The organism is Geodermatophilus sp. CPCC 206100 (assembly GCF_048569675.1).
Taxonomy (GTDB): Bacteria; Actinomycetota; Actinomycetes; order Mycobacteriales; family Geodermatophilaceae; genus Geodermatophilus.
Map to the genome: position 1 here is coordinate 228,104 of NZ_JAQISV010000004.1, position 20,664 is coordinate 248,767.

At 74.7% G+C, this 20,664-nt stretch carries 23 protein-coding genes and 1 tRNA gene; 6 read left to right on the plus strand and 18 right to left on the minus strand.

Annotated features, from left to right (window positions below):
• Positions 1 to 6: 6 nt before the first annotated feature.
• Together PGN05_RS02890 and PGN05_RS02895 are read right to left on the minus strand one after the other, a co-directional pair.
• A complete protein-coding gene (locus PGN05_RS02890; protein WP_419751012.1) occupies positions 7 to 945 on the minus strand; it encodes a VOC family protein in 939 nt (312 codons plus the stop codon).
• Positions 946 to 960: 15 nt separating this feature from the next.
• Positions 961 to 1,929 (minus strand): fumarylacetoacetate hydrolase family protein, encoded by a 969-nt coding sequence (locus PGN05_RS02895; RefSeq protein WP_419751013.1) that lies wholly within the window; start codon positions 1,927 to 1,929, stop codon positions 961 to 963.
• Positions 1,930 to 2,030: 101 nt separating this feature from the next.
• On the opposite strand from PGN05_RS02895, the gene PGN05_RS02900 reads away from it, so the two are divergent.
• The gene (locus PGN05_RS02900) at positions 2,031 to 2,966 is read left to right on the plus strand and encodes a LysR family transcriptional regulator (protein ID WP_419751014.1); all 936 of its coding nucleotides are present in this window, start codon (positions 2,031 to 2,033) and stop codon (positions 2,964 to 2,966) included.
• Here PGN05_RS02900 and PGN05_RS02905 read toward each other — a convergent pair.
• A complete protein-coding gene (locus PGN05_RS02905; protein ID WP_419751015.1) occupies positions 2,939 to 3,307 on the minus strand; it encodes a hypothetical protein in 369 nt (122 codons plus the stop codon). The genes PGN05_RS02900 and PGN05_RS02905 overlap by 28 nt on opposite strands.
• A gap of 208 nt (positions 3,308 to 3,515) precedes the next feature.
• Between PGN05_RS02905 and PGN05_RS02910 the strand changes: the two genes are divergently transcribed.
• From PGN05_RS02910 to PGN05_RS02925, 4 genes are all read left to right on the plus strand, one after another.
• Positions 3,516 to 3,872 (plus strand): maleylpyruvate isomerase N-terminal domain-containing protein, encoded by a 357-nt coding sequence (locus tag PGN05_RS02910; protein WP_419751017.1) that lies wholly within the window; start codon positions 3,516 to 3,518, stop codon positions 3,870 to 3,872.
• Positions 3,873 to 4,639: 767 nt separating this feature from the next.
• A complete protein-coding gene (locus tag PGN05_RS02915; RefSeq protein WP_419751019.1) occupies positions 4,640 to 4,843 on the plus strand; it encodes a hypothetical protein in 204 nt (67 codons plus the stop codon).
• 103 nt (positions 4,844 to 4,946) lie between these two features.
• Positions 4,947 to 5,252, plus strand: coding sequence for a helix-turn-helix domain-containing protein (locus PGN05_RS02920; RefSeq protein WP_419751020.1), 306 nt, complete (start codon positions 4,947 to 4,949; stop codon positions 5,250 to 5,252).
• A gap of 354 nt (positions 5,253 to 5,606) precedes the next feature.
• Positions 5,607 to 6,503, plus strand: a complete 897-nt coding sequence (locus PGN05_RS02925) for a tyrosine-type recombinase/integrase (RefSeq protein WP_419751021.1) — start codon at positions 5,607 to 5,609, stop codon at positions 6,501 to 6,503.
• 221 nt (positions 6,504 to 6,724) lie between these two features.
• Here PGN05_RS02925 and PGN05_RS02930 read toward each other — a convergent pair.
• From PGN05_RS02930 to ald, 15 genes are all read right to left on the minus strand, one after another.
• A tRNA-Pro gene (locus PGN05_RS02930) sits at positions 6,725 to 6,798 on the minus strand.
• 88 nt (positions 6,799 to 6,886) lie between these two features.
• Complete coding sequence (locus PGN05_RS02935; RefSeq protein WP_419751022.1) at positions 6,887 to 7,762, minus strand: alpha/beta fold hydrolase; 876 nt, start codon at positions 7,760 to 7,762, stop codon at positions 6,887 to 6,889.
• A gap of 75 nt (positions 7,763 to 7,837) precedes the next feature.
• The gene (gene der / locus PGN05_RS02940; RefSeq protein ID WP_419751023.1) at positions 7,838 to 9,178 is read right to left on the minus strand and encodes a ribosome biogenesis GTPase Der; all 1,341 of its coding nucleotides are present in this window, start codon (positions 9,176 to 9,178) and stop codon (positions 7,838 to 7,840) included.
• Complete coding sequence (cmk, locus tag PGN05_RS02945) at positions 9,175 to 9,864, minus strand: (d)CMP kinase (protein WP_419751024.1); 690 nt, start codon at positions 9,862 to 9,864, stop codon at positions 9,175 to 9,177. Before cmk ends, der begins: the two co-directional genes overlap by 4 nt.
• Complete coding sequence (gene aroH / locus PGN05_RS02950; protein WP_419751025.1) at positions 9,861 to 10,223, minus strand: chorismate mutase; 363 nt, start codon at positions 10,221 to 10,223, stop codon at positions 9,861 to 9,863. Before aroH ends, cmk begins: the two co-directional genes overlap by 4 nt.
• 89 nt (positions 10,224 to 10,312) lie before the next feature.
• Complete coding sequence (locus PGN05_RS02955) at positions 10,313 to 11,224, minus strand: aldose 1-epimerase family protein (RefSeq protein WP_419751026.1); 912 nt, start codon at positions 11,222 to 11,224, stop codon at positions 10,313 to 10,315.
• A complete protein-coding gene (locus PGN05_RS02960; RefSeq protein WP_419751027.1) occupies positions 11,221 to 12,657 on the minus strand; it encodes a xylulokinase in 1,437 nt (478 codons plus the stop codon). Before PGN05_RS02960 ends, PGN05_RS02955 begins: the two co-directional genes overlap by 4 nt.
• A 46-nt stretch (positions 12,658 to 12,703) precedes the next feature.
• Positions 12,704 to 13,549 carry a pseudouridine synthase gene (locus tag PGN05_RS02965; RefSeq protein ID WP_419751028.1) on the minus strand — a complete coding sequence of 282 codons (846 nt, stop codon included), beginning with the start codon at positions 13,547 to 13,549 and terminating at the stop codon, positions 12,704 to 12,706.
• A 68-nt stretch (positions 13,550 to 13,617) separates the two neighbouring features.
• A complete protein-coding gene (locus tag PGN05_RS02970; protein WP_419751029.1) occupies positions 13,618 to 14,034 on the minus strand; it encodes a hypothetical protein in 417 nt (138 codons plus the stop codon).
• A 43-nt stretch (positions 14,035 to 14,077) separates the two neighbouring features.
• Positions 14,078 to 14,890, minus strand: coding sequence for an SMC-Scp complex subunit ScpB (scpB, locus tag PGN05_RS02975; protein ID WP_419751030.1), 813 nt, complete (start codon positions 14,888 to 14,890; stop codon positions 14,078 to 14,080).
• A complete protein-coding gene (locus PGN05_RS02980) occupies positions 14,887 to 15,699 on the minus strand; it encodes a segregation and condensation protein A (RefSeq protein ID WP_419751031.1) in 813 nt (270 codons plus the stop codon). Before PGN05_RS02980 ends, scpB begins: the two co-directional genes overlap by 4 nt.
• A 26-nt stretch (positions 15,700 to 15,725) precedes the next feature.
• On the minus strand, positions 15,726 to 16,229 hold the full coding sequence (locus PGN05_RS02985) for a hypothetical protein (protein WP_419751032.1): 504 nt from the start codon (positions 16,227 to 16,229) through the stop codon (positions 15,726 to 15,728).
• A gap of 73 nt (positions 16,230 to 16,302) precedes the next feature.
• A complete protein-coding gene (locus tag PGN05_RS02990) occupies positions 16,303 to 17,148 on the minus strand; it encodes a ParA family protein (protein WP_419751044.1) in 846 nt (281 codons plus the stop codon).
• Positions 17,149 to 17,429: 281 nt separating this feature from the next.
• On the minus strand, positions 17,430 to 18,359 hold the full coding sequence (locus tag PGN05_RS02995; RefSeq protein WP_419751033.1) for a site-specific tyrosine recombinase XerD: 930 nt from the start codon (positions 18,357 to 18,359) through the stop codon (positions 17,430 to 17,432).
• Between the two features lie 32 nt (positions 18,360 to 18,391).
• Entirely contained in the window at positions 18,392 to 19,507 is a 1,116-nt protein-coding gene (ald, locus tag PGN05_RS03000) for an alanine dehydrogenase (protein WP_419751035.1), read from the minus strand.
• A gap of 228 nt (positions 19,508 to 19,735) precedes the next feature.
• Between ald and PGN05_RS03005 the strand changes: the two genes are divergently transcribed.
• The gene (locus tag PGN05_RS03005) at positions 19,736 to 20,344 is read left to right on the plus strand and encodes a hypothetical protein (protein WP_419751036.1); all 609 of its coding nucleotides are present in this window, start codon (positions 19,736 to 19,738) and stop codon (positions 20,342 to 20,344) included.
• Positions 20,345 to 20,664: the final 320 nt, after the last annotated feature.

Genomic DNA, 20,664 nt, shown 5'->3' on the forward strand with positions numbered 1-20,664 from the left:
GTGGGCTCAGACCGGCGGGGCGACGAACAGCCCGCGGTCGACGTCGTTGAAGCTCTCCTTGGCGACCAGCTCCTCGAACGGGTTCGCCGTCCCCCACTGGTCCTGGTTCTCCGGCTTCGAGACGTCGTAGACGCTGGGGTGCCAGGCGTCCTCGTCGAGCTTCTCCAGCTCGGTCGTGTACTCGATGGTGTTGCCGTGGGGGTCGAGGAAGTAGGAGAACGTGTTGTCACCGGCCATGTGCCGCCCCGGGCCCCACACCATGCGGGTGCCGGCGCGCAGCAGGCGTCCGGTGCCGCGCATGTACTCGTCGAGGCCACGCATCTCGAACGAGACGTGGTGCAGCGACACGTGCGGGCCCTTGGCGATCGCCATGCTGTGGTGCTGCGGGTTGCACCGCATGAACTTCATCAGCTCGCCGGCGTACGGGTGGATGAGCGAGTCGGAGAGCGCGAAGTCGAGGTGCTGCTCGTAAAAGGCCTGGGTGCGGTTGGGGTCGGGCGAGTTGATGACGACGTGCGACAGGCGGACCGGGATCGCCTCCCGCTCCTCGATCTTGCGGTGCTGCCGGGTGGCGACGTCCGCCGACACCTCGATGGTGCGGCCGTCGACGTCGAAGAACCGGAAGCCGTAACCCCCGCCGGCCGTATGCAGGACGTCGGGTTCGCTGACGAGCTGCACGCCGGCGGTGCCGAGCCGCTGGGCGAGGGCGTCGACGTCGGCCGCTGAGCCCGCGCCGTAGGAGATGAGGTCGAGGCGCTTCTCGGCGTCCTTGCGCAGCCGGACGATGTACTGCTCGGGCGAGCCCTCGGCCGCGAGGAAGACGATCCCGTCGTCCTCGGCGACCGGCGTCAGGCCCCAGAGGGTCGTGTAGAACTCGCGCTGCTTGTCGAAGTCGGGCACTGCCAGGTCGACGTGCCGCAGGTGGGTAATCAGACGGTCGGTCATCGGAGTCTCCAGGGTCTATTCGTCGACGCAGCGGTTGGACTGCGCGCCGAGGCCGGTGATGGTCGAGTCCATGCGGTCGCCGGCACGGAGCAGCCGCCCTCGGGGCAGGCCGTTGCCGGCGGGGCTGCCGGTCAGCACCAGGTCGCCGGGCAGCAGGGTGGCGACGGTCGAGCAGTGCGCCACGATCCGGGCGACGTCGAACAACATGTCCTTCGTCGACTCGTCCTGCATGACCTCGCCGTTGAGCCGGAGGGTCAGGCGGAGGTCGCCCGGATCGGGCACCGCGGCGCGCGGGACGACGACCGGTCCGGTGGGCAGGAAGGTGGGCGAGTTCTTGGCGGCGAGCCAGTCCGCGCCGAGGGCGGGGGCGTCCTTGCGGAAGATGCGCTCCCGCAGGGTCAGGTCGTTGACGATGGTCCAGCCGGCGACCACGTCGAGGGCGTCCTCCGAGGACACCCGGCGGGCGCGCCGGCCGATCACCGCGGCGAGCTCGAGCTCCCAGTCCGGCTGCGTGCCGTCCGACGGCAGGACGACGTCGTCGTAGGCGCCGCAGATCGCACTCGGCAGGCCCTGGAAGACGTAGGGCGGGTGCTGCAGGCGGGTGTCCATCTCCGCCGTGGCGTCGGCGCGGACCTGCTCGGGCGAGCGCCCGTCGGAGCCGTCGGCGTGCGCGACGGCGATGTCGATGACGTGCGTCCGGTAGTTCGCGCCGGCCTGGAAGACCTGCCGCGGCTCGACCGGGGCCAGCACGGTGAAGCGCTCCAGCGGCTGCCAGCCGTCGTGGGTCCCGGTCAGCTCGTCGAGCAGTGGGAGCACCTCATCCCAGCGGTCGAGGAGCTCCCGCGTCGAGGACGGCTGCCCCAGCGCCGCGACGGCGGACAGGTCGAGGGCACGGTTCACGGAGACGAGCGCGGGGAACGGCCGCCCGTCGGCGGCGAGACGGGCGAGGGCCCAGGTGCCGGCGTGGTCGATGCTGGGTGTCACGCTGGCTAGCATCAGCCGCCCCGGGGGCCCGGCGGAAACGCTGCTTCCGTATGCCTGCGCATCCGGCGGGCTTATGGCCCCCGTCACAGAGGAGTGCGACGGTGGAGCTGCCCAGCCTCGACCTGAACCTGGTCGTCGTCCTGCACGCGCTGCTCGAGGAACGCAACGTCACCCGTGCCGGCGAGCGCGTGGGCCTGAGCCAGCCGGGGACCAGTGCGGCCCTGGCACGGCTGCGCCGCCACTTCGACGACCCGCTCCTGGAGCGCGTCGGCACCGTGTACGAGCTGACCCCTCTCGCCCAGGCCCTGCAGGGGCAGGTCGGCTCGACGATGGAGCAGCTGCAGCGGGTGCTGGCCGCCCAGCCGCGCTTCGACCCGCTCACCACCGACCGCCGGTTCACGGTGGCCTGCTCGGACTCCGTGCTGACCGTGCTGGGGCCCGCACTCGTCGCGGCGATCACCGGCGCGGCGCCCCGCGCGAGCCTCGACTTCCGCTCGCTGGACAAGCGGGTCGCCACCGACCCGCTGGCGCTGCTCCGCGACATCGACGTGCTCATCGTCCCGAGGGGGCTCTTCTCGCTCCCCGACGTGCCGAGCGCGGAGCTCTACCGCGACCGCTGGGTGTGCGCGACGTGGCGCGGCAACACCGCTGTCGGCGACCGGCTCACCCTCGAGGACGTCGCCCGCGCCCGGTGGGTCATGCCGTTCCAGGAGCTGCTCATGGCCTCCCCCGCCGACGCCGCGCTGGCCACCCTCGGCGTCGACCGCCACTGCGCCGTCCGCGTGGAGAGCTTCACCGCCCTGGATCGCCTCGTCGTCGGGACGGAGCTGCTGGTGCTCTTCCACGAGCGGCTCGCCGGTGACCTCACCGCGGGGGACCTCCGAGTGGTCGACCTGCCCGTCCAGCTGCCACCGATCACCGAGACGGCCTGGTCGCACCCCAGCCGGCAGCTCGACCCCGGGCACCGGTGGCTGGTCGACGTCGTCACCCGAGTGAGCGCCGGCCTGCCTCAGCCGACCGCGTCGGCCAGCAGGTAGCGCACCGCCGTCTCGCCCAGGTCGGCTACGAAGGCGTCGTCGTCGACCGGCACCGGCGTGGCGAAGCCGGGCCCGTACGGGATGCGGATGATCGACGTGGCGAAGACCGTCCCGAAGCACGACCGGATCGCCGCTTCGGGGTCGCCGTGCCGGATGGCCGCACGAGCGGTCAGCACGACGCGGGCGAAGCCTTCTCCCAGCTCCTGGCTGTAGCGCGCACAGCGCCGCTGCACCTCGGGGTGCGCGGCGGAGATCAGGACGACGGCGCGCAGGAACCGCCGGTGGCGGAAGGAGATGCCGACCATCTCGGCGACCGCGGCCCGGACCAGGTCGGCAGGCACCAGCCCGGTCCAGCGCTCCGAGTCGGCGAAGACCCCCGCTTCGCGCACTGACTACGCAGCAAGCGAGGCAGCGGCGAAGGCGGAGCATGCCTGCCCAACGGCGCTCGCCTCAGGTGCACCTGAAGAGCAGGCCGATGACTACCTGTTGCGCCGTCGGTCTGACATGAAGAGGCGGCGCCAGGAGGGACGGATAACAGACGTCTGGTCGATGGTGCACACCGAGCGTGGGGCGCTGATCGACGACCTCAAGGACCTCGACGACGGCATGTGGGAGGCGCAATCGCTCTGCGAAAGATGGACGGTGCACGACGTGGTCGCCCATCTCGTCGACACGGCCCACACGACGCGCGTCGGATTCATGCTCGGCCTCGCCCGGGCGGGGTTCGAGTTCCACCGTCAGAACGCCGCGGCGTGCGGAGCCACCGCGGTGCATCACCGCAGGAGACGCTGGAGCGCCTCGCTCGAGCGGCGTCGCGGACGTCGTCGACCCCGCCGGCGCCGGTCGACAGCCGGCTCGTCGAGGAGGTCGTGCACGGTGAAGACATTCGCCGCCCCCTGGGACTGACGGGTTCCTATCCGCCCGAGGCTGTCGTTCGGTCGCTGCGCCTGCAGGCTCGTACCCCGGCGGCCTTCGGTGGCGCCAAGGAACTCCTGGCCCGCGTCCGGCTGACCGCCGCAGACGCCGACGTGTCCCTCGGTCAGGGGCCGGTCGTGAGCGGCCCCGCCCTGTCACTCCTCCTGGCCGTCTCCGGGCGGCGAGTGGCGCTGAGCGACCTCGACGGACCGGGAGTCGCGGCCCTGACCGCAGCCACCCGACGATCCGCCCTCCGTCACCGCTCGACCCCGCGCGGCATCTCCCGGTCCCGCTCGACCGGGCCTCGACCTCGATCCTCGTGCCCCTCCCCGGGCCCTCCTGCTTCTCATCGCTACTGGAGAAGGACCAAGATCAAGTGCCACACACCTCTTGCACCGCGGGTTCCGGAACTCGTGGTGCCGAGTTACTGGAGGCTCATCTGCAGCGTCATCGGTATGGGAAACAGCGGGAGCCCCGCGTACCGAGCCCGACAGCGTGAACGTGAGCGGCAACGGCGGGAGCAGGAGTCCCGGCGTCGCCAGCGGGCGGAGCAGACGCCGACCACCGAGGCCGCGAGAGCGCCCGACGCTGGGACGGCCGCTCGCGAGCGACGGGCCGCGGCGCGGACCTGTGGCTGGTGCGGTGGGCCGATCACCCCGAAGAGCCGTGGACCGATCCCCAAGTGGTGTTCGGCAACCTGCCGGCATCGAGCCTGGGAGCAGACGCGGGCCACGACGTCGGACCGATCACCGGTCCAGGTGGTCGAGAGAGTGGTGCAGGTCCGCGTCCCCCTGGCCCCGACGCGGCGGGACTGGCCAGAGCTGCTCGAGGAGCTCGTCGGCCAGCTCGGCGACGGTCGCATCTACGACCGCGACCTGCCCGGGCTCGCGCGGCAACTGGAGAAGGTGCTGCAGACCTACCGGCGGCGCGCACGCCTAACCGGCGCCCGCAACGTGTACTGACCTCCGCTCTCCAGTACTTCTCCAGTACCTGGAGGCGGCCGCTCAACGTCCCTGCGAGCGGAACTGGAGGCTCGCGGGAGCCTCCTCCCCCACCGTTGCCGACATGGGTGATCCGCAGCCCCTTCAGGAGCCGGCCGGTGATGCCCTGCTGCTGACGCCCGAGGAGGCCGCTCGGGTGCTGCGGGTCGGACGCACGACGATCTACGGGTTGATCAAGGCTGGAGAGCTGCAGCCGATACACATCGGCCGGAGCTGTCGTCTCCCCCGCGCAGAGCTCGAGCGCTACGTGAACCGTCTCCAGCCTCCCCCGCCAGTGCCGCCAGCTCGGCCCCGGCGCCGAGGCAGCCGACCTACCACGAATCAGAGCGCGCTGTTCGAGGTCGTCCACACCCCGGCGGATGGCGAGTGACCTGTGGACTGCCAAAGATCGACTTTCCTCCGCCCCGCGACACTCGTCGTTCGGTGAGTGGCGAGGGAGGAGCCGGCGGTGAGCCCTCGGACGCCACAACCACGATCGACGGGCAGGCGGCGAGGTAACAGCGAGGGATCGACCCCGCACCGCCGGCAGGACGGGCGATGGCAGATCAACCTCCGGGTCACCGACGAGTCCGGGGAGAGCAGCCGGCACACCGTCTACGGCGACACCGCACAGGAAGCGCGCGACCGTGCTGCCGAGATCCGGAAGCGCGTGGAGGGCGGGCAGCCGGCCCGGGACCGGCGAGAGACCCTCGCCGCCTTCACGCAGCACTGGATCGATACATCGTTGCAAGCGTCCGACCGCAAGCGGAACACCAAGGTCATGTACGCGGGCGTCGCACGTACGCACATCCTCCCCAGCTCGATCGGCCGGTTGACGCTGGACAGGATCCGGCCCTCGCACGTGGAGGGCTGGGTCGTCGAGCTCCGCCGAAAGGGGCTCGCCGAGTCGACGATCCGCTCGGCCTACACCATCCTGCGAGCCGTGCTGGACACCGCCGTCCGCGACGGTGCGCTGGGGGCCAACCCGGCCGCTGCCATCCGACGGCCGCGGGTGACGGCCAAGGAAGCCCCCTACCTGACGCCTGCCCAGGTCGCCGAGCTGCTCCGCGCGGCCGAGGGCAGCCGCTACGCACCGCTGTTCGCGCTCCTCGTGCACACCGGCCTCCGCCGCGGTGAAGCGCTCGGCCTGCAGTGGTCGGACGTCGACCTGGCGCACGGCATCCTGCGCGTCCGCGGCACCCTGTCGCGCGTCGACGGCGAGCTCGTCGTCACCGAGCCCAAGACCGCGAAGTCCAAGCGCTTCGTCCCCATCTCCGAGCCCGCCGAGCGGCTGCTTCGCGCTCAGCAGGAGGCCCAGGCCGAGGAACGACGGCACGCTGCCTCGGCCTGGCGGCAGACCGGGTTCGTCTTCACCACCGAGGCCGGCGAGCCCTGCGATCCGCGGAACGCCTTCCGTGCGCTCCGGGTCGCCGCCGCCAAGGCCGGGCTGCCGCAGGCCGGGCTGCACACGCTGCGCCATTCGGCGGCCAGCGTGATGCTCACCCGCGGCGTCCCGCTCAAGGTGGTCTCGGAGATCCTCGGCCACTCCTCGATCGCCATCACCGGCGACATCTACGGCCACGTCTCCCCCGACGTCGCCCGCCAGGCCATGTCGACGCTGGGCGACGCCTTCGACCGGTAGCTGACGAGCCAGCACGCCTCGGGCGGTGCTCGCTCTCCGTCACCGGAGGACCGGGCGCGAGGACAGCGCACGCCTCCTTCCGACGCCCGCACCAGGCAGGTCGCACGAGAACTAAGGGTGACCTAATGGTGGTCGAAGTGGGGGTCAAACCGCCTCGAAAAGCGGTCAGGGGCCGTGCCGGATCTCTCCGGACACGGCCCCTGAGCTGCGGTTTCCCGCCGTCGGGCTGACAGGATTTGAACCTGCGACCCCTTGACCCCCAGTCAAGTGCGCTACCAAGCTGCGCTACAGCCCGAGCGCCGGGCGGCTCGCACCGCCCGATCGCTGCAGGAGCAGGTTACCGCACCCGTCGCGCCGCCCCGCCCGGTGGTCGGCCCCGCGTCTCAGCCGGCGTCGAGCACCCGTCGCAGCGTGGCGGCGAAGGCCTCGGGGTCCCCGGTCTGTCCGTACTCGCCGCCGAGGAAGCCGCCGTGGTCGCCGGGGAACTCGACCGGTTCCACCCCGAGCGCGGCGGCCACGGCCTCGCCGCCCCGGCGGGCCAGCTGGCCGGCGGACTCCGCGCCGACGGCCACCACGACCCGCGTGGACGCTGCGCGCACGGCGGCGACGTCGTGCTCGTGGTGGGTGCAGGAGACGATGTTCTGGCCCAGCATCACGTCGTCCCGCGAGCCGTCGTCCTCGGTGGGCAGGCCGAACGCGGCCGGGTCCGCCGGGTGGTCGGCGAAGTCCGCCGGAACCGGGCCCCGGTGGCTGATCACCCGGATGAACTCCGCCATCCCCGCGCCGAAGCCGCTGCGCTGGTAGGTCTCGTGCACGTGCCGCGACGCCGCCAGCGCCTCCTCCCGGTCCGGCAGCAGCGCGGCCGCCGGCGGCTCGTGCGCGACGAGGGTGCGCACCTGCTCCGGGTGCCGGGTGATCAGCACCAGCGCGTTCACCGCTCCCCCGCTGCTGGCGAAGACGTCGACCGGTCCGGCGTCCACCTCGGCGATCAGCCGGGACAGGTCGTCGGCGTGCTCCTCGGGGGTGCTCGCGGCCGCGCCGTCGGTGCGCCGGCTGCGTTCGGAACCCCGCGGGTCGTAGGTGACGACGGTGCGGTCGGCGAAGTGGCCGGCCAGCGAGCCGAACCCGGCGGCACCCATCGGGGAGGCGATCAGGAAGAGGACCCCGGCGCCGGCCGGCCCGGGTCGGACGTCGTAGGTGAGCACCGCACCCGGCACCTCGAGCGTGCGGGTCTGCGGCGGCGTGTCGGTCGTGGTCATCGCGGGCCTCCGGGACGGGTCGTGGCGTTCCTGCCGTCTCGACCCGCCCCGGCGGCCGAACTCATCGGTGGCGCGTCAGGCGCGCGGGCGCTCCCGCCCCTCGCGGACCTTCACCGAGATCTCGATCGGCGTCCCGTGGAAGCCGAACTGCTCCCGCAGCTTGCGCTCGAGGAACCGCCGGTAGCCGGCCTCGAGGAACCCGGTGGAGAACACGACGAACCGCGGCGGCCGGACGTCGGCCTGCGTCACGTACTTGATCTTCGGGGCGCGGCCGCCGCGGGCCGGCGGCGGCGTCTCCTGGACCAGCGCCCGCACGAAGGTGTTGAGCTCCGCCGTCGGCACGCGGGTCTCCCAGGAGGCGAGCGCGTCGCGCAGGTGCTGGGCCAGCTTGTTCACCCCGCGCCCGCTGGCGGCGGAGATGTTGACCCGGCTGGCCCACTTCACCCGGGCGAGGTCCCGCTCGACCTCGCGCTCGAGCTGCGCGTGCCGGTCCTCGTCGAGGGTGTCCCACTTGTTGATCGCCAGCACCAGCGCCCGGCCGGCCTCCACCACCTGGGTGATCACCCGCTGGTCCTGCTCGCTGATCACCTCGTCGGCGGCGAGCAGCACGACGGCGACCTCGGCGGCCTGGATCGCCGCCTCGGTCCGCAGGCTGGCGTAGTACTCCATGCCGCTGGCGGTGTTCACCTTGCGGCGCAGGCCGGCGGTGTCGACGAACCGCCACTCCTCGCCGCCGATGGTGATGATCGAGTCGACCGGGTCGACGGTGGTGCCGGCGACGGAGTCGACGACCGACCGCTCCTCTTTGGCCAGCCGGTTGAGCAGGCTGGACTTGCCCACGTTGGGCCGGCCCACCAGCGCCACCCGGCGCGGGCCGCCCTCCTCCAGCTGCTCGCGCGGCGCCTCGGGCATCGCGTCGAGGATCAGGTCCAGCAGGTCGCCGCTGCCCCGCCCGTGCAGTGCGCTGACCGGCTGCGGCTCGCCGAGACCGAGTGACCACAGCTCCGCGGCGTTGGCCTCGCTGCGCTCGTCGTCGACCTTGTTGGCCACGACGATCACCGGCCGGTCGCTGCGGCGCAGGATGCGGGCCGCGGCCAGGTCGGTGTCGGTGGCGCCGACCGCGCTGTCGACGACGAGGACGATGACGTCGGCGGTCGACATCGCGTACTCGGCCTGCCGGGTGATGGACGCCCCCAGGCCCGCGGCCTTCGGGTCCCAGCCGCCGGTGTCGACGACGGTGAAGCGCTTGCCGTTCCACAGCGCCTCGTAGGAGATGCGGTCGCGGGTCACGCCCGGAACGTCCTGCACGACCGCGGCGCGCCGCCCCAGGATGCGGTTGACCAGCGTCGACTTGCCCACGTTGGGCCGGCCGACGACCGCCACCACGGGCAGCGGCCCGCCGTCGGACTCGGTCACTGGCGGACCCCCGTCGAGGACAGCGCCAGCTCGACCACCCGGTCCACGACGCCCTCGCGGTCCAGGTCGGTGCTGTCGACGACGATCGCGTCGGCCGCCGGGCGCAGCGGGCTGTCCTCCCGGCTGCTGTCGTACTCGTCGCGCCGGCGCAGGTCGGCGGCGAGCGCGGCGACCTCGGCGGGGGTGGTCAGGCCCAGCTGGGCGGCCCGGCGCTCGGCGCGGGCCTCCGGCGCCGCGGTCAGGTAGATCTTGCAGGTCGCGTCGGGGAGGACGACGGTGCCGATGTCGCGGCCCTCGACGACGACGGCGTCCGCCGCCGTCACCAGCGCCCGCTGCTGGTCGACCAGCCGGCGGCGCACCGAGGGGACGGCGGAGACGGCCGACACCGCGCGGGTCACCTCGGCTCCGCGGATGCGCACGGCGACGTCCACGCCGTCGACCTGCACCAGCTCGGTGTCGGCAGCGGTCCCCACCTCGATGCGGGCACCGGCGACCACGCCGGCCACCGCCTCGGCGTCCTCGGGGTCCACCCCGGCGTCGAGCACGGCCACCGTCGCGGCGCGGTACATCGCGCCGGTGTCGAGGTAGGCCGCTCCGAGCCGGGTCGCCACCGCCCGCGCGACGCTGGACTTCCCCGTCCCCGACGGCCCGTCCAGGGTCACCTGCCCCACGAACCCCCCGCTCACTGGGCGATGTCCCGTCGCAGGGCCACCGCGCCGCGCAGGTACACGTGCTGGACCTCCGCGCGGGGCAGCTCCGTCTCCACGTGTGCCATCAGCCGCAGCACCCGGGGCAGCGCGTGGGGGACGCCGATCTCGCTCGCGCACATCAGCGGGACGTCGCCGAAGCCGAGCTCCCGCGCGGCCAGAGCCGGGAACTCCGACACCAGGTCGGGCGTGGCGGTGAACAGGATGCTGATGACGTCCTCGCTGCCCAGCCGGTTGCGCTCCATCACCGCGCTCACCAGCTCCCGGGTCGCGTCGAGGATCTGCGCCCGGTCGTCGGCCTCCACCTGTGTCGCACCCCTGATGGCTCGTACCGCCACGACCACTCTCCTCATCGACACCGGGGCACGGGTCGCCGTGCTCCTCGGTCGAGTCTAGGTAGGCCGCGCCACCGCCCTCCCGGCGGCGTTCAGCCGAGCGGCCCGATCCCCCACGCCGCCGTCGTCGACTCCCCCGGCGCCAGCCGGATCACCGCCTCGCCGCTCCGGAAGGCGTCCGGCGGGCAGGTCATCGGCTCCACCGCCAGCCCCCGGCGCCGGCGCGGCTCCGGGACGACGTCGCCGGTGAACAGCTGCAGGTAGCGGTAGCCGGCGTCCAGCCAGACGGCCACGCCGCGGCCGTCGGGCGCGGTGAGCCGGACCTCCGCCCGCCCGTCGGCGCCGCGGACCAGGTCGGTGAAGCAGGAGTCGACGACCAGGTCCCCGAGCCGGCGTCCGGCCCGCAGGTCGTAGGGCGTGCCGGCCACCGGAGCCCACCCGGTCGGCAGCGCGCGCTCGTCGGTGTCCAGGCGGGTGCCGCCGGGCGCGACGAGCGTGCAGTCGTCCAGGCGCGGGCCGGCGAGCACGTAGGGGTGGTGCCCCTCGCCGTAGGGCAGCGCGACGTCGCCCTCGTTGGTGGCGGTCGTGGTGACCCGCAGGCCCGCGGCGCTCAGCTCGTAGGCGATCCGCAGCCGCAGGGTGAACGGGTAGCCCGGCCGCGGGAACAGCAGGTGCTCGAGCACCACGCGGTCCTCGGCGCGCTGGACCGGCCGCCAGGAGACGAACTGGACCAGGCCGTGGATGGCGGTGCCGCGCTCGTGCTCGGTGACCGGCGTCCGGTGCTCGGCGCCGTCCCAGGTGTAGACGCCGTCGCGCAGCCGGTTGGGCCAGGGGGCGAGCACGGCGCCGCGGGCGTGCTGGGCCATCTCGCCCGGGGCGTAGCCGTCGAGGAGCTCGCGGTCCCCCACCCGGTACGTGCGCAGCCCACCGCCGACCTCGACCGCGGTCGCCTCGGCGTCCCCGGCGCGCAGGACGAACTGCTCCCCGCTGGGCAGCACGCTCATGCCGAGGCCCGCTCCGTCGAGCGCAGCCGCTCGGCGGTCAGGTCGCGGACCTCGGCGTAGCGGGTGCGGACGTGCGGCACCGGGTCGGCCTCGAACACCTCGGTGCCCGGCCGCTCCCACTCGGGTGCCGCGGCGCCGCCGGCGAGCACCCAGGCGGCCTGCCGGGCGGCGCCGTCGGCGACGTACTCCGCCGGCGGCGGCACGAGCACCGGCACGCCGAGGACGGCCGGGGCCAGCCGGCGCACCGCCTCGGACCGCGCGCCGCCGCCGACCAGGAACACCCGGCGCACCGGGGCGCCGGTCGCCGCGGTGACGGCGTCCAGGCCGTCGGCCAGCCCGCACAGCAGGCCCTCGACCGCGGCGCGGGCCAGGTGCGCCGGGTCGGAGGTGGCCAGGGTGAGCCCGTGGACGGCCCCGGTCGCGGTCGGCCGGTCGGGCGTCCGCTCCCCCTCCAGGTAGGGCACGACGACCAGCCCGCCGGCGCCGGGCGGGGCCGACAGCGCCAGCCGGGACAGCTCGGCGTGGTCCGCGCCGAGCAGCCGGGCGGTGGCCTCGAGCACCCGCGCCGCGTTGAGCGTGGCCACCAGCGGGAGGAAGTGGCCCGTGGCGTCGGCGAACCCGGCGACGGTCCCGGTCGCGTCCGCGGCCGGCGTCGTGGTGACGGTGGAGACGACGCCGGAGGTGCCGATCGAGAGCACGACGTCCCCCGGCTCGGCGGCCAGGCCCAACGCGGCGCCGGCGTTGTCGCCGGTGCCGGGGCCCAGGACCGCGCCGCCGGGGGTGCTGCCCCCCGCCTCGGCCGGCCCGAGCACCCGCGGCACAACGGCCGGCCGACCCAGGGCCCGCTCCAGCAGGTCGAGGCGGTACTCCCCCGTCGCCGGGGACCAGTAGCCGGTGCCGCTGGCGTCGCCCCGGTCGGTGACCAGCGCGTCCAGCGACGGCGCACCGGCCAGGCGCCAGGTCAGCCAGTCGTGCGGCAGGCACACCGCCGCGGTGCGGGCGGCGTTGTCCGGCTCGGCGTCGGCCAGCCAGCGCAGCTTGGTGACGGTGAACGACGCCACCGGCACCAGGCCCACGGCCTCGGCCCACGCCTGCCGGCCGGCCGCGCCGCCGCCCAGCTCGGCGACGAGGTCGGCGGCGGCGCCGGCAGAGCGGGTGTCGTTCCACAGCAGGGCCGGGCGGACGACGTCCCCGGCCTCGTCGAGGCAGACCATGCCGTGCTGCTGGCCGGCGACGGCGACCGCGGCGACGTCGTCGAGCCCGCCGGCCTGCCCGATCGCCTCGTACAGCGCGGTCTCCCACGCGGCCGGGTGCACCTCGGTGCCCTCCGGGTGGGCCGCCCGGCCCTCGCGGACCAGGCGCCCGCTGGCGGCGTCCCGGACCACGACCTTGCACGCCTGCGTCGAGGAGTCGACCCCGGCCACGAGTGTCATGCGGTCTGTCTACCGTGTCCGGCGGCGGGCACCCGCGGCCGGCCGCTCAGAGCTCGACGGCCTCCTGCAGCGCACCCACCTCGGCGCGGGTGAGCCGGCGGATCGAGCCGACCCGCATCCGCTCCAGCTTCACCGGGCCGACCGCGGTGCGGGTGAGCCGGGAGACGGGCAGGCCGACGTGCGCGAGCAGCCGCCGGACGATGTGCTTGCGGCCCTCGTGCAGCACCACCTCGACCACCGACTGGCCGGCGTGGGTGTCGACGACGCGGAACGAGTGGACCTTCACCGGGCCGTCCTCGAGCTCGACGCCGCCGCGCAGTCGCTTGCCCAGGTCGCGCGGCACGGAGCCCGACACCTGGGCCAGGTAGGTCTTGCGGACCTCGTAGCGCGGATGCGCCAGCCGGTGGGCCAGCTCCCCGTCGTTGGTGACCAGCAGCAGGCCCTCGGTGTCCTGGTCCAGGCGGCCGACGTGCACCAGCCCCCGCGCGAGGTCGCCCACCATGTCACCGACGGTCGGCCGGTTGCGGTCGTCGCTCATCGCGGTGATGACGCCGGCGGGCTTGTTGAGCGCGTAGGTGACCCGGTCGTCGCGCAGCTCCAGCCGGGCGCCGTCGACGGCGATCCGGTCCCGGCGCGGGTCGACCCGCATCCCCTGCACGGTGACGGTGCGGCCGTTCACGCTGATCCGGCCCGCCTCGATCATGTCCTCGCAGACGCGGCGCGAGCCGACGCCCGCGCGGGCCAGCACCTTCTGCAGCCGCTCGCCCTCGCGCTCGTCGCCGGCATCGTCGTCGGGGCGGTCGCCGGGGTGGACCGGGGCCAGCTCCATGTCCTCCGACCAGCCGTCGCCGGCGTCGGTGGTGGGGGGCTCGTCGGTCCGGTCGGTGTTCATCGCGTCCAGTGTCCCACCCCGCGGCGCGGCTCCCCGCCGTGCCGGCGGGTCCACCGCCGCCCGCGCGGTCAGCAGTTCTCCTGGCCCCACTCGTCGACGGCGTCGCCGGTGCTGACCAGGTCCTCCTGCAGCTGGGTGGCCTCCTCGACGAACTCGGTATTGGCCGAGGGGTCCTCCAGGTCGACGCGGCCGAGCAGGTCCCGCATGCCCGACCAGGCGTCGACGAGCGCGGCCCACTCGTCGGCCACCCCGGCCGGCGGCTCGACCGCCTCGAGCCGGTCGACGGCCTCCCCGACCACGTCCGGCGCGGTCTGCGGATCGGACGTGACCGCCTGCATGTCGGCGGTGACGTCCTCCAGCAGGGTGGGGACGTCCTCGCAGAAGGCGGCCTGGCGCTGCTCTTCCTCAGAGCTCCCGCAGCCGGTCAGCAGGAGGGCCGCGGCCAGCGGAGCCGCAACGGTCAGGACGGAGCGTGGTCGCGTCATCACTCGACGGTAGTTGCTGCGGCCGCCTCGGCCGCGCCCGGGGTCAGGCGTCGGGGTGGTCGAGGACGGTGCCGGCCTCCGGCAGCAGCGGGCCGAGCTCGGGCAGCTCGTCGAGGCCGGCGAGCCCGAGGCGCTCCAGGAACAGCGGCGTGGTGGCGTACAGGCCGCCGCCACTGTCCGGGTCGCTGCCGACCTCCTGCACCAGCCCCCGGCCGATCAGCGTCCGCATGACGCCGTCCACGCCGACGCCGCGGATCGCCGCCACGCGGGCGCGGGTCACCGGCTGGCGGTAGGCGATGACGGCGAGGGTCTCCAGCGCCGCCTGGGTGAGCCGGCTGCGCTGGCCCTCCAGCAGGTGCCGCTCGATGACGCCGGCGTAGGCCTCGCGGGTGTAGAGGCGCCAGCCCTCCCCCACCCGGCGCAGCGTCAGCCCGGCCGCCCGGCCGTCGTAGTCCGCGGCGAGCGCGGCCAGCTCCGCGCGCACCCGCGGCACCGGGCAGCGCAGGGTGTCGGCGAGGGACACGTCGTCGACCGGGGTGTCGGAGACGAACAGCAGCGCCTCCAGCCCGCCGCGCAGCGCGACGGGGTCGACGTCCTCCCACTCGGGCTCGGGGGCGGGCTCCGGCTCGGGCTCCGGCGCCTGGACGACCGGTGCCGGCAGCGGCGCCGGCTCGGCGACCGGGGCGACGTCGTCCGGCGCGGCCGCCGGGCGCTCGGCGACCCGGGCCGCCAGCTCGGCGGCGACGGCGTCCCACGTCCCCGGATCCGGGCCGCCGCGCGCCTCGGCCGCCTCGCGGGTCGCGGCCAGCTCGGCGGCCAGGGCGTCCCACGAGATCGGTGGCCGCTCCTCGGTCACGCGTACCCCCCGTCGTCGTCGAGATCGGGCTCCGGCCCGTCGCCGCCGGTCCAGCGCACGTGCAGCTCGCCGAGCGGGGTCAGCTGCTCGAAGGTGACCCGCTGCTGGCGGTAGAGCTCCAGCAGGGCGAGGAACCGGGCCACCACCTCGAGGGTGTGGCCGCAGTCGGCCGACAGCGCGCGGAAGGTCGCCGTCCCGGCGGACATGAGGTGGTTGCGGACCAGCAGCAGCTGCTCGGCGACGCTCACCGGCGGCGCGTGCAGGTGCGACACGCTCACCACCTCGGGCGCCCGCGGGGTGAGCGCCCTGGCGGCGAGGGCGGCGAACTGCTCCGGGGTGACCCCGAGCAGCACCTCCGGGAGCAGGTCGGCGAAGCGGGGCTCCAGCGCGGCGTCGCGGGCGAACCGGCGGGCGGCCTCGGCCTCCCGCTCGCGCAGGAAGGCCGCGGCCTGCTTGTAGGCCCGGTACTGCAGCAGCCGGGCGAAGAGCAGGTCGCGGGCCTCGAGCAGCTCGAGGTCCTCCTCGTCCTCGACGTCCGCGGCCGGCAGCAGCCGGGCGGCCTTGAGGTCGAGCAGGGTGGCGGCCACGACGAGGAACTCGCTGGCCTGGTCCAGGTCCAGCTCGTCGCCCAGCGCCCGCAGGTGGGCGATGAACTCGTCGGTGACCTGGGAGAGCGCGATCTCGGTGACGTCGAGCTTGTGCTTGCCGATCAGCTGCAGCAGCAGGTCGAACGGGCCCTCGAAGTTGGCCAGCCGGACGGTGAAGCGCCCCGGCGGCACCGGCTCGACGACCGCCGGGTTCCCCTCCACGCCCTCCAGCGTAGGGAGCCGGGTGCTCAGCGGCCCTTGAGCCGGCGGACCAGCACCGAGTCCTCGCCGTGCTCGCCGAGGTCGGCGAGCAGGACGTTGATCGCCTCGCGGACGATGCGGCCCCGGTCGGCGGCGACGCCGTGCTCGGCGCGCAGCGTCAGCCGGGCGCTCTCCAGCGCCACCAGCTCCTCGGCGGAGATGTAGACGGTGATCTTCTCGTCGTGCCGGGTGCGCTCGGCGCGCTGCGCCCGCCCGCGCGTGGGGCGCGAGGGCTGCACGACCGGGGCCGGGGCCGCCGTCCGGAACCCGGCCAGCGGGTCGGCGTCGTCCCCCCCGCCGGGGACCAGGGTCAGCGGCGCCGCCGGCTCGGCCGCGGCGGGCTCCTCGCGCCGGTTCGGTGCGCCGCGCAGCGCCTTGGAGCTGACCGTCGCGCTGAGGCTCGGCAGCTCGGTCACCTCCGTCGTCGAGGCGGCGGTGTCGGTACGGCGGAACAGCTCCGCCGCGCCCGGGAGCACCGGACGGCGGGTCACGCTGCCACCTCGCTGGCGCTCGGCGGGAGCGGAACCCAGCGTGCTGTGCTCATCGGTGAGCTCGCGAGCTCGCTCACAGGGCCAGCACCTCCTTGGCCAGGTCGCGGTAGGCCGCGGCGCCCGAGGACGTCGGCGCCCACGTGGTGATCGGCTGGCCGGCGACCGTCGTCTCCGGGAACCGGACGGTCCGCTGGATGACGGTCTGGAAGACGGTGTCACCGAAGGCCTCGACCACCCGGCTGAACACCTCGCGGCAGTGCACGGTCCGCGAGTCGTACATCGTGGCCAGGATCCCGGAGATCTCCAGGTCGGGGTTCAGCCGCTCCTTGACCTTCTCGATCGTGTCGACCAGCAGCGCGACGCCACGCAGGGAGAAGAACTCGCACTCCAGCGGGATCACCACGCCCTGCGCCGCGGTCAGGGCGTTGACCGTGAGCAGGCCGAGCGAGGGCTGGCAGTCGATGAGGACGTAGTCGTACTCGTCGACGACGTCGGCCAGCGCGCGCAGCAGCGTCTGCTCCCGGGCCACCTCGCTCACCAGCTGCACCTCGGCCGCGGACAGGTCGATGTTGCTCGGCACCAGGTCCAGGCCCGGGATGTCGGTGGACACCCGCACGTCGGCGAGCGTGGTCCGCCGCTCCATCAGGGCGTTGTAGATGGTGCGGTCCATGTTCTGGGCCGGCACGCCCAGCCCGACCGACAGCGCGCCCTGCGGGTCCAGGTCGATGAGCAGCACCCGGCGGCCGTACTCGACGAGGGCGGCACCCAGGTTGATGGTCGACGTGGTCTTGCCGACGCCGCCCTTCTGGTTGCACATCGCGATGACACGGGCAGGCCCGTGCTGCGTGAGCGGCTTGGGGTCGGGCAGCGGGCGCACCCGCGCGCGGGCGGGGTCCAGCCGCGAGGCGGCGGCGCCCATCTCGGGTCCGGTGTCGGTCGGGAGCGCGACGGCCCGGCCGGCCGCGTCCCCTCGGATCGCCATCGGTCTGTTGCCCTCCACCTCGCAGCCCGGTCCCGGCCGCTGCCGGGGGCGGTCAGCCGTTCTGCCGCCCGGGTGTGAGCCCGACGCTAGGGAGCGTTGCGCGGATTACCGGGGAGGCACGCCGATCGCCGCGTCGACATGGCGACGACTGCCAACGCGATGCCGTAGCTGAGCCGGACCGACTGGCAAGAGTCGCCAAGAGGCTCACCCCGGCGATGTCAGGTCAGCGCGCGCGGGTGGCTGCTGGCGTAGACCTCCCGCAGCCGGTCGACGGTCACGAGCGTGTACACCTGCGTGGTGGTCACCGAGGCGTGGCCGAGCAGCTCCTGCACGACGCGGACGTCGGCGCCGCCGTCGAGCAGGTGGGTGGCGAACGAGTGGCGCAGGGTGTGCGGGGACACCGTCGTGGCGAGGTCCCCGTCTCCGCCGCCCGCCCGCTCGGCCGCCGTCCGCAGGATCGCCCACGCGCTCTGCCGGGACAGCGGCCCGCCGCGGGCGTTGAGGAACAGTGCGCCCCGCCGCACCCCCGCGCGGCCGGCCGCGGCCAGCGCCGGCCGGGCCCGGACCAGGTAGTCCTCGACCGCCCGCAACGCGTAGCTGCCGACCGGCACCACCCGCTCCTTGCCGCCCTTGCCGGCCAGCCGCACCGCCGCCTGACCGCGGTCGAGGTCGTCGACGGCCAGCCCGACCGCCTCGGAGATGCGCGCCCCCGTGCTGTAGAGCAGCTCCAGCAGCGCCCGGTCGCGCAGTCCGCGCGGGCCCTCCACCGAGCCGGCCGCCTCGATGAGCGCGACCACCGACTCGACCGGGATCGCCTTGGGCAGCCGCCGCGCCGGCGCCGGCGGGCGCACCTCGTGCGCCACGTCGTCGGGCACCAGGCCGTCGAGCAGGGCGAAGCGGTGCAGCCCCCGGACGGCGACCACCGCGCGGGCGGCCGAGGTCGCCGACAGCGGCGGGTGCGCGTCGTCCCCCCGGCGCAGGGCGGTGAGGAACCCGGCGACGTCGGACTCGGCCACCTCGGCCAGTCCGTCGACACCGGCGGACTCGAGGAACTCGGTGTAGCGGCGCAGGTCGCGGCGGTAGGAGGCGATCGTGTTGGCCGCCAGCCCCCGCTCGACGGTCAGGTGGTCGAGGTAGCCGGTGACCACCCGGCCGACGTCGGTGGGGGGTGCGGTGACGGTCAGGGGAGCACCTCCTCCAGTCCGACGGCGGTCATCCCGTGCGCCTCCGCGACCTCCGGCAGCACCACCTGCCCGGCGACCACGTTGACCCCGTGCGCGAGGGCCGGGTCCGCGCGCACCGCGGCGACGGTGCCCTCGTTGGCCAGCGCCATGACGTAGGGCAGCGTCACGTTGGTGAGAGCGTGCGTCGAGGTGTTCGGCACTGCGCCCGGCATGTTCGCCACGCAGTAGAACACCGACTCGTGGACGCGGAAGGTCGGCTCGTCGTGTGTCGTGGGCCGGGAGTCCTCGAAGCAGCCGCCCTGGTCGACGGCGATGTCGACCAACACCGAGCCGGGCTTCATCTGCGCGACCAGCGCGTTGCTCACCAGCGTCGGGGCCTTGGCGCCGGGCACCAGGACGGCGCCGATGACCAGGTCGGCGTCCAGGACGGCGCGCTCGATCTCGTAGGCGTTGGACGTCACCGTCTGCAGGTGGCCCTGGTAGATCCGGTCGGCCGCGCGCAGCTTGTCCACGTCGCGGTCCATGACGATCACCTCGGCCTGCATGCCGAGCGCGATCGCCGCGGCGTTCATCCCCGAGACGCCGGCGCCGATGACGACGACCTTCGCCGCGTAGACGCCGGGGGCGCCGCCCAGCAGCACCCCGCGGCCGCCGTGCGCCCGCTCCAGGCAGTACGCCCCCACCTGCGGGGCCATGCGGCCGGCGACCTCGGACATGGGCGCCAGCAGCGGCAGCGCGCCGCCGGCGGTCTGCACCGTCTCGTAGGCGATCGCCGTGGTGCCGGAGGTGACCAGCGCGTCGGTGCACTCCTTGGACGCCGCCAGGTGCAGGTAGGTGAACAGCGTCTGGTCCGCGCGCAGCCGGCCGTACTCCTCGGCGACCGGCTCCTTGACCTTGAGCAGCAGGTCCGCGGCGCCCCAGACGTCGTCGGCGGCCGGCACGATGCGCGCGCCCGCGGCGGTGAAGTCGGTGTCCGGGATGGAGGACCCCTCCCCCGCGCCCCGCTCGACGAGCACCGTGTGGCCGGCCCGCACCAGCTCCGTCACCCCGGCCGGGGTGAGCGCGACCCGGTACTCCCGGTTCTTCACCTCTCGGGGGACCCCGACCTGCATGACTCGCCCTCCCGGTCCCGGTGGGAGGCACCCGAGGGTGACGGGCTCCCCACCACGTCGTGGGCCGCCCGGTCGGGGCGGGCCTCGGGCGGAGTCTAGGGGGACGCCGCGCTCCGCTTGCCCGGTCGCGGGCCGGTCACCCGGCCGGGTGATCCGCGCCCCGGCGGGTACCGCGCGGCGGGCGCCGGCGTCCCGGCGCCGGCACCCCCCACCCGCCGAGGAGACCCCATGCGCCCGTACGCCCACCACCCGGCCCTGCGGGCCCGCCAGGTCGCCGCCGATGTCGGCGTGGCGGCCTGGGTGGTGCTCTGGGTGCTGCTCGCCCGCGTGGTGCACGGCGCGGTGCTGGTGCTGGCCGAGCCCGGCCGGGCGGTGGAGGACCTGGGTTCCTCGGTGGCCGGCAGCATGTCCTCGGCCGCAGAGGCGGCCGGCCGGGTGCCCGTCGTGGGCGACGAGCTGGCCGCTCCGCTGGAGTCCCTGGGCGGCGCCGGGCGGTCGGTGGGCGGTGCCGGGCAGGCCGCGCAGGACGCCGCGGGCACCCTCGCCGGGGTGCTGGCCGCCGTCCTCGTCGTCCTGCCGGTCGGGTGGGCGCTGCTGCGCTGGCTGCCGTGGCGGCTGCGCTGGGCGCGGGAGGCCCGCGCCGCGGGCCGGCTCGCGGTCGCCGATCCGCAGGTGCTGGCCGCCCGCGCACTGGCCACCGCGCCGCTGCCGCGGCTGGCCCGGCTGCCGGCCGGCACCGCCGCCGCGTGGCGGGACGGCGATCCGGAGGCCACCCGCGCGCTGGCCGGCCTGGAGCTGGACCGGCTCGGACTCAGCCCGCCGCCGGTTTCGCGTTGAGGCCGGCCCGCCCGCTGCCGATGTCTCCTCCCGACACGGGGAGGCGGTCATGGCGCGACCAGCGGCAGGGCGCGGGGCCGGGCGCCGCCGCCGGCGACGGGCCCGCGGCCTGGGCACCGCCACCGCGGTGGCCGCCGTGGGGCTGATCGCGCTCAGCGGCCCGGCCACCGAGGTGGCCGCGGACGTCGCGGCGTCCCGGACGGCGGTGCGCACCCCCGCGCCGGCGCCGGTTCCCGCTGCCCGCGTGCCGGTGCCGGTGCCGGTCGTCCCGGAGCCCCTGACCTCGGCTCCGGGGGCGACCGCCGCCATCCCCCGCCCCC

Coding starts and splice junctions, on each gene's coding strand:
- PGN05_RS02970 (WP_419751029.1), bottom strand. CDS start 14,034: ATGACGCGACCACGCTCCGTCCTGACCGTTGCGGCTCCGCTGGCCGCG.
- PGN05_RS02935 (WP_419751022.1), bottom strand. CDS start 7,762: ATGACCACGACCGACACGCCGCCGCAGACCCGCACGCTCGAGGTGCCG.
- ald (WP_419751035.1), bottom strand. CDS start 19,507: ATGCAGGTCGGGGTCCCCCGAGAGGTGAAGAACCGGGAGTACCGGGTC.
- PGN05_RS02890 (WP_419751012.1), bottom strand. CDS start 945: ATGACCGACCGTCTGATTACCCACCTGCGGCACGTCGACCTGGCAGTG.
- PGN05_RS02920 (WP_419751020.1), top strand. CDS start 4,947: ATGGGTGATCCGCAGCCCCTTCAGGAGCCGGCCGGTGATGCCCTGCTG.
- PGN05_RS03005 (WP_419751036.1), top strand. CDS start 19,736: ATGCGCCCGTACGCCCACCACCCGGCCCTGCGGGCCCGCCAGGTCGCC.
- PGN05_RS02910 (WP_419751017.1), top strand. CDS start 3,516: ATGGTGCACACCGAGCGTGGGGCGCTGATCGACGACCTCAAGGACCTC.
- PGN05_RS02965 (WP_419751028.1), bottom strand. CDS start 13,549: ATGAACACCGACCGGACCGACGAGCCCCCCACCACCGACGCCGGCGAC.
- PGN05_RS02955 (WP_419751026.1), bottom strand. CDS start 11,224: ATGAGCGTGCTGCCCAGCGGGGAGCAGTTCGTCCTGCGCGCCGGGGAC.
- PGN05_RS02960 (WP_419751027.1), bottom strand. CDS start 12,657: ATGACACTCGTGGCCGGGGTCGACTCCTCGACGCAGGCGTGCAAGGTC.
- PGN05_RS02990 (WP_419751044.1), bottom strand. CDS start 17,148: ATGGGCGCCGCCGCCTCGCGGCTGGACCCCGCCCGCGCGCGGGTGCGC.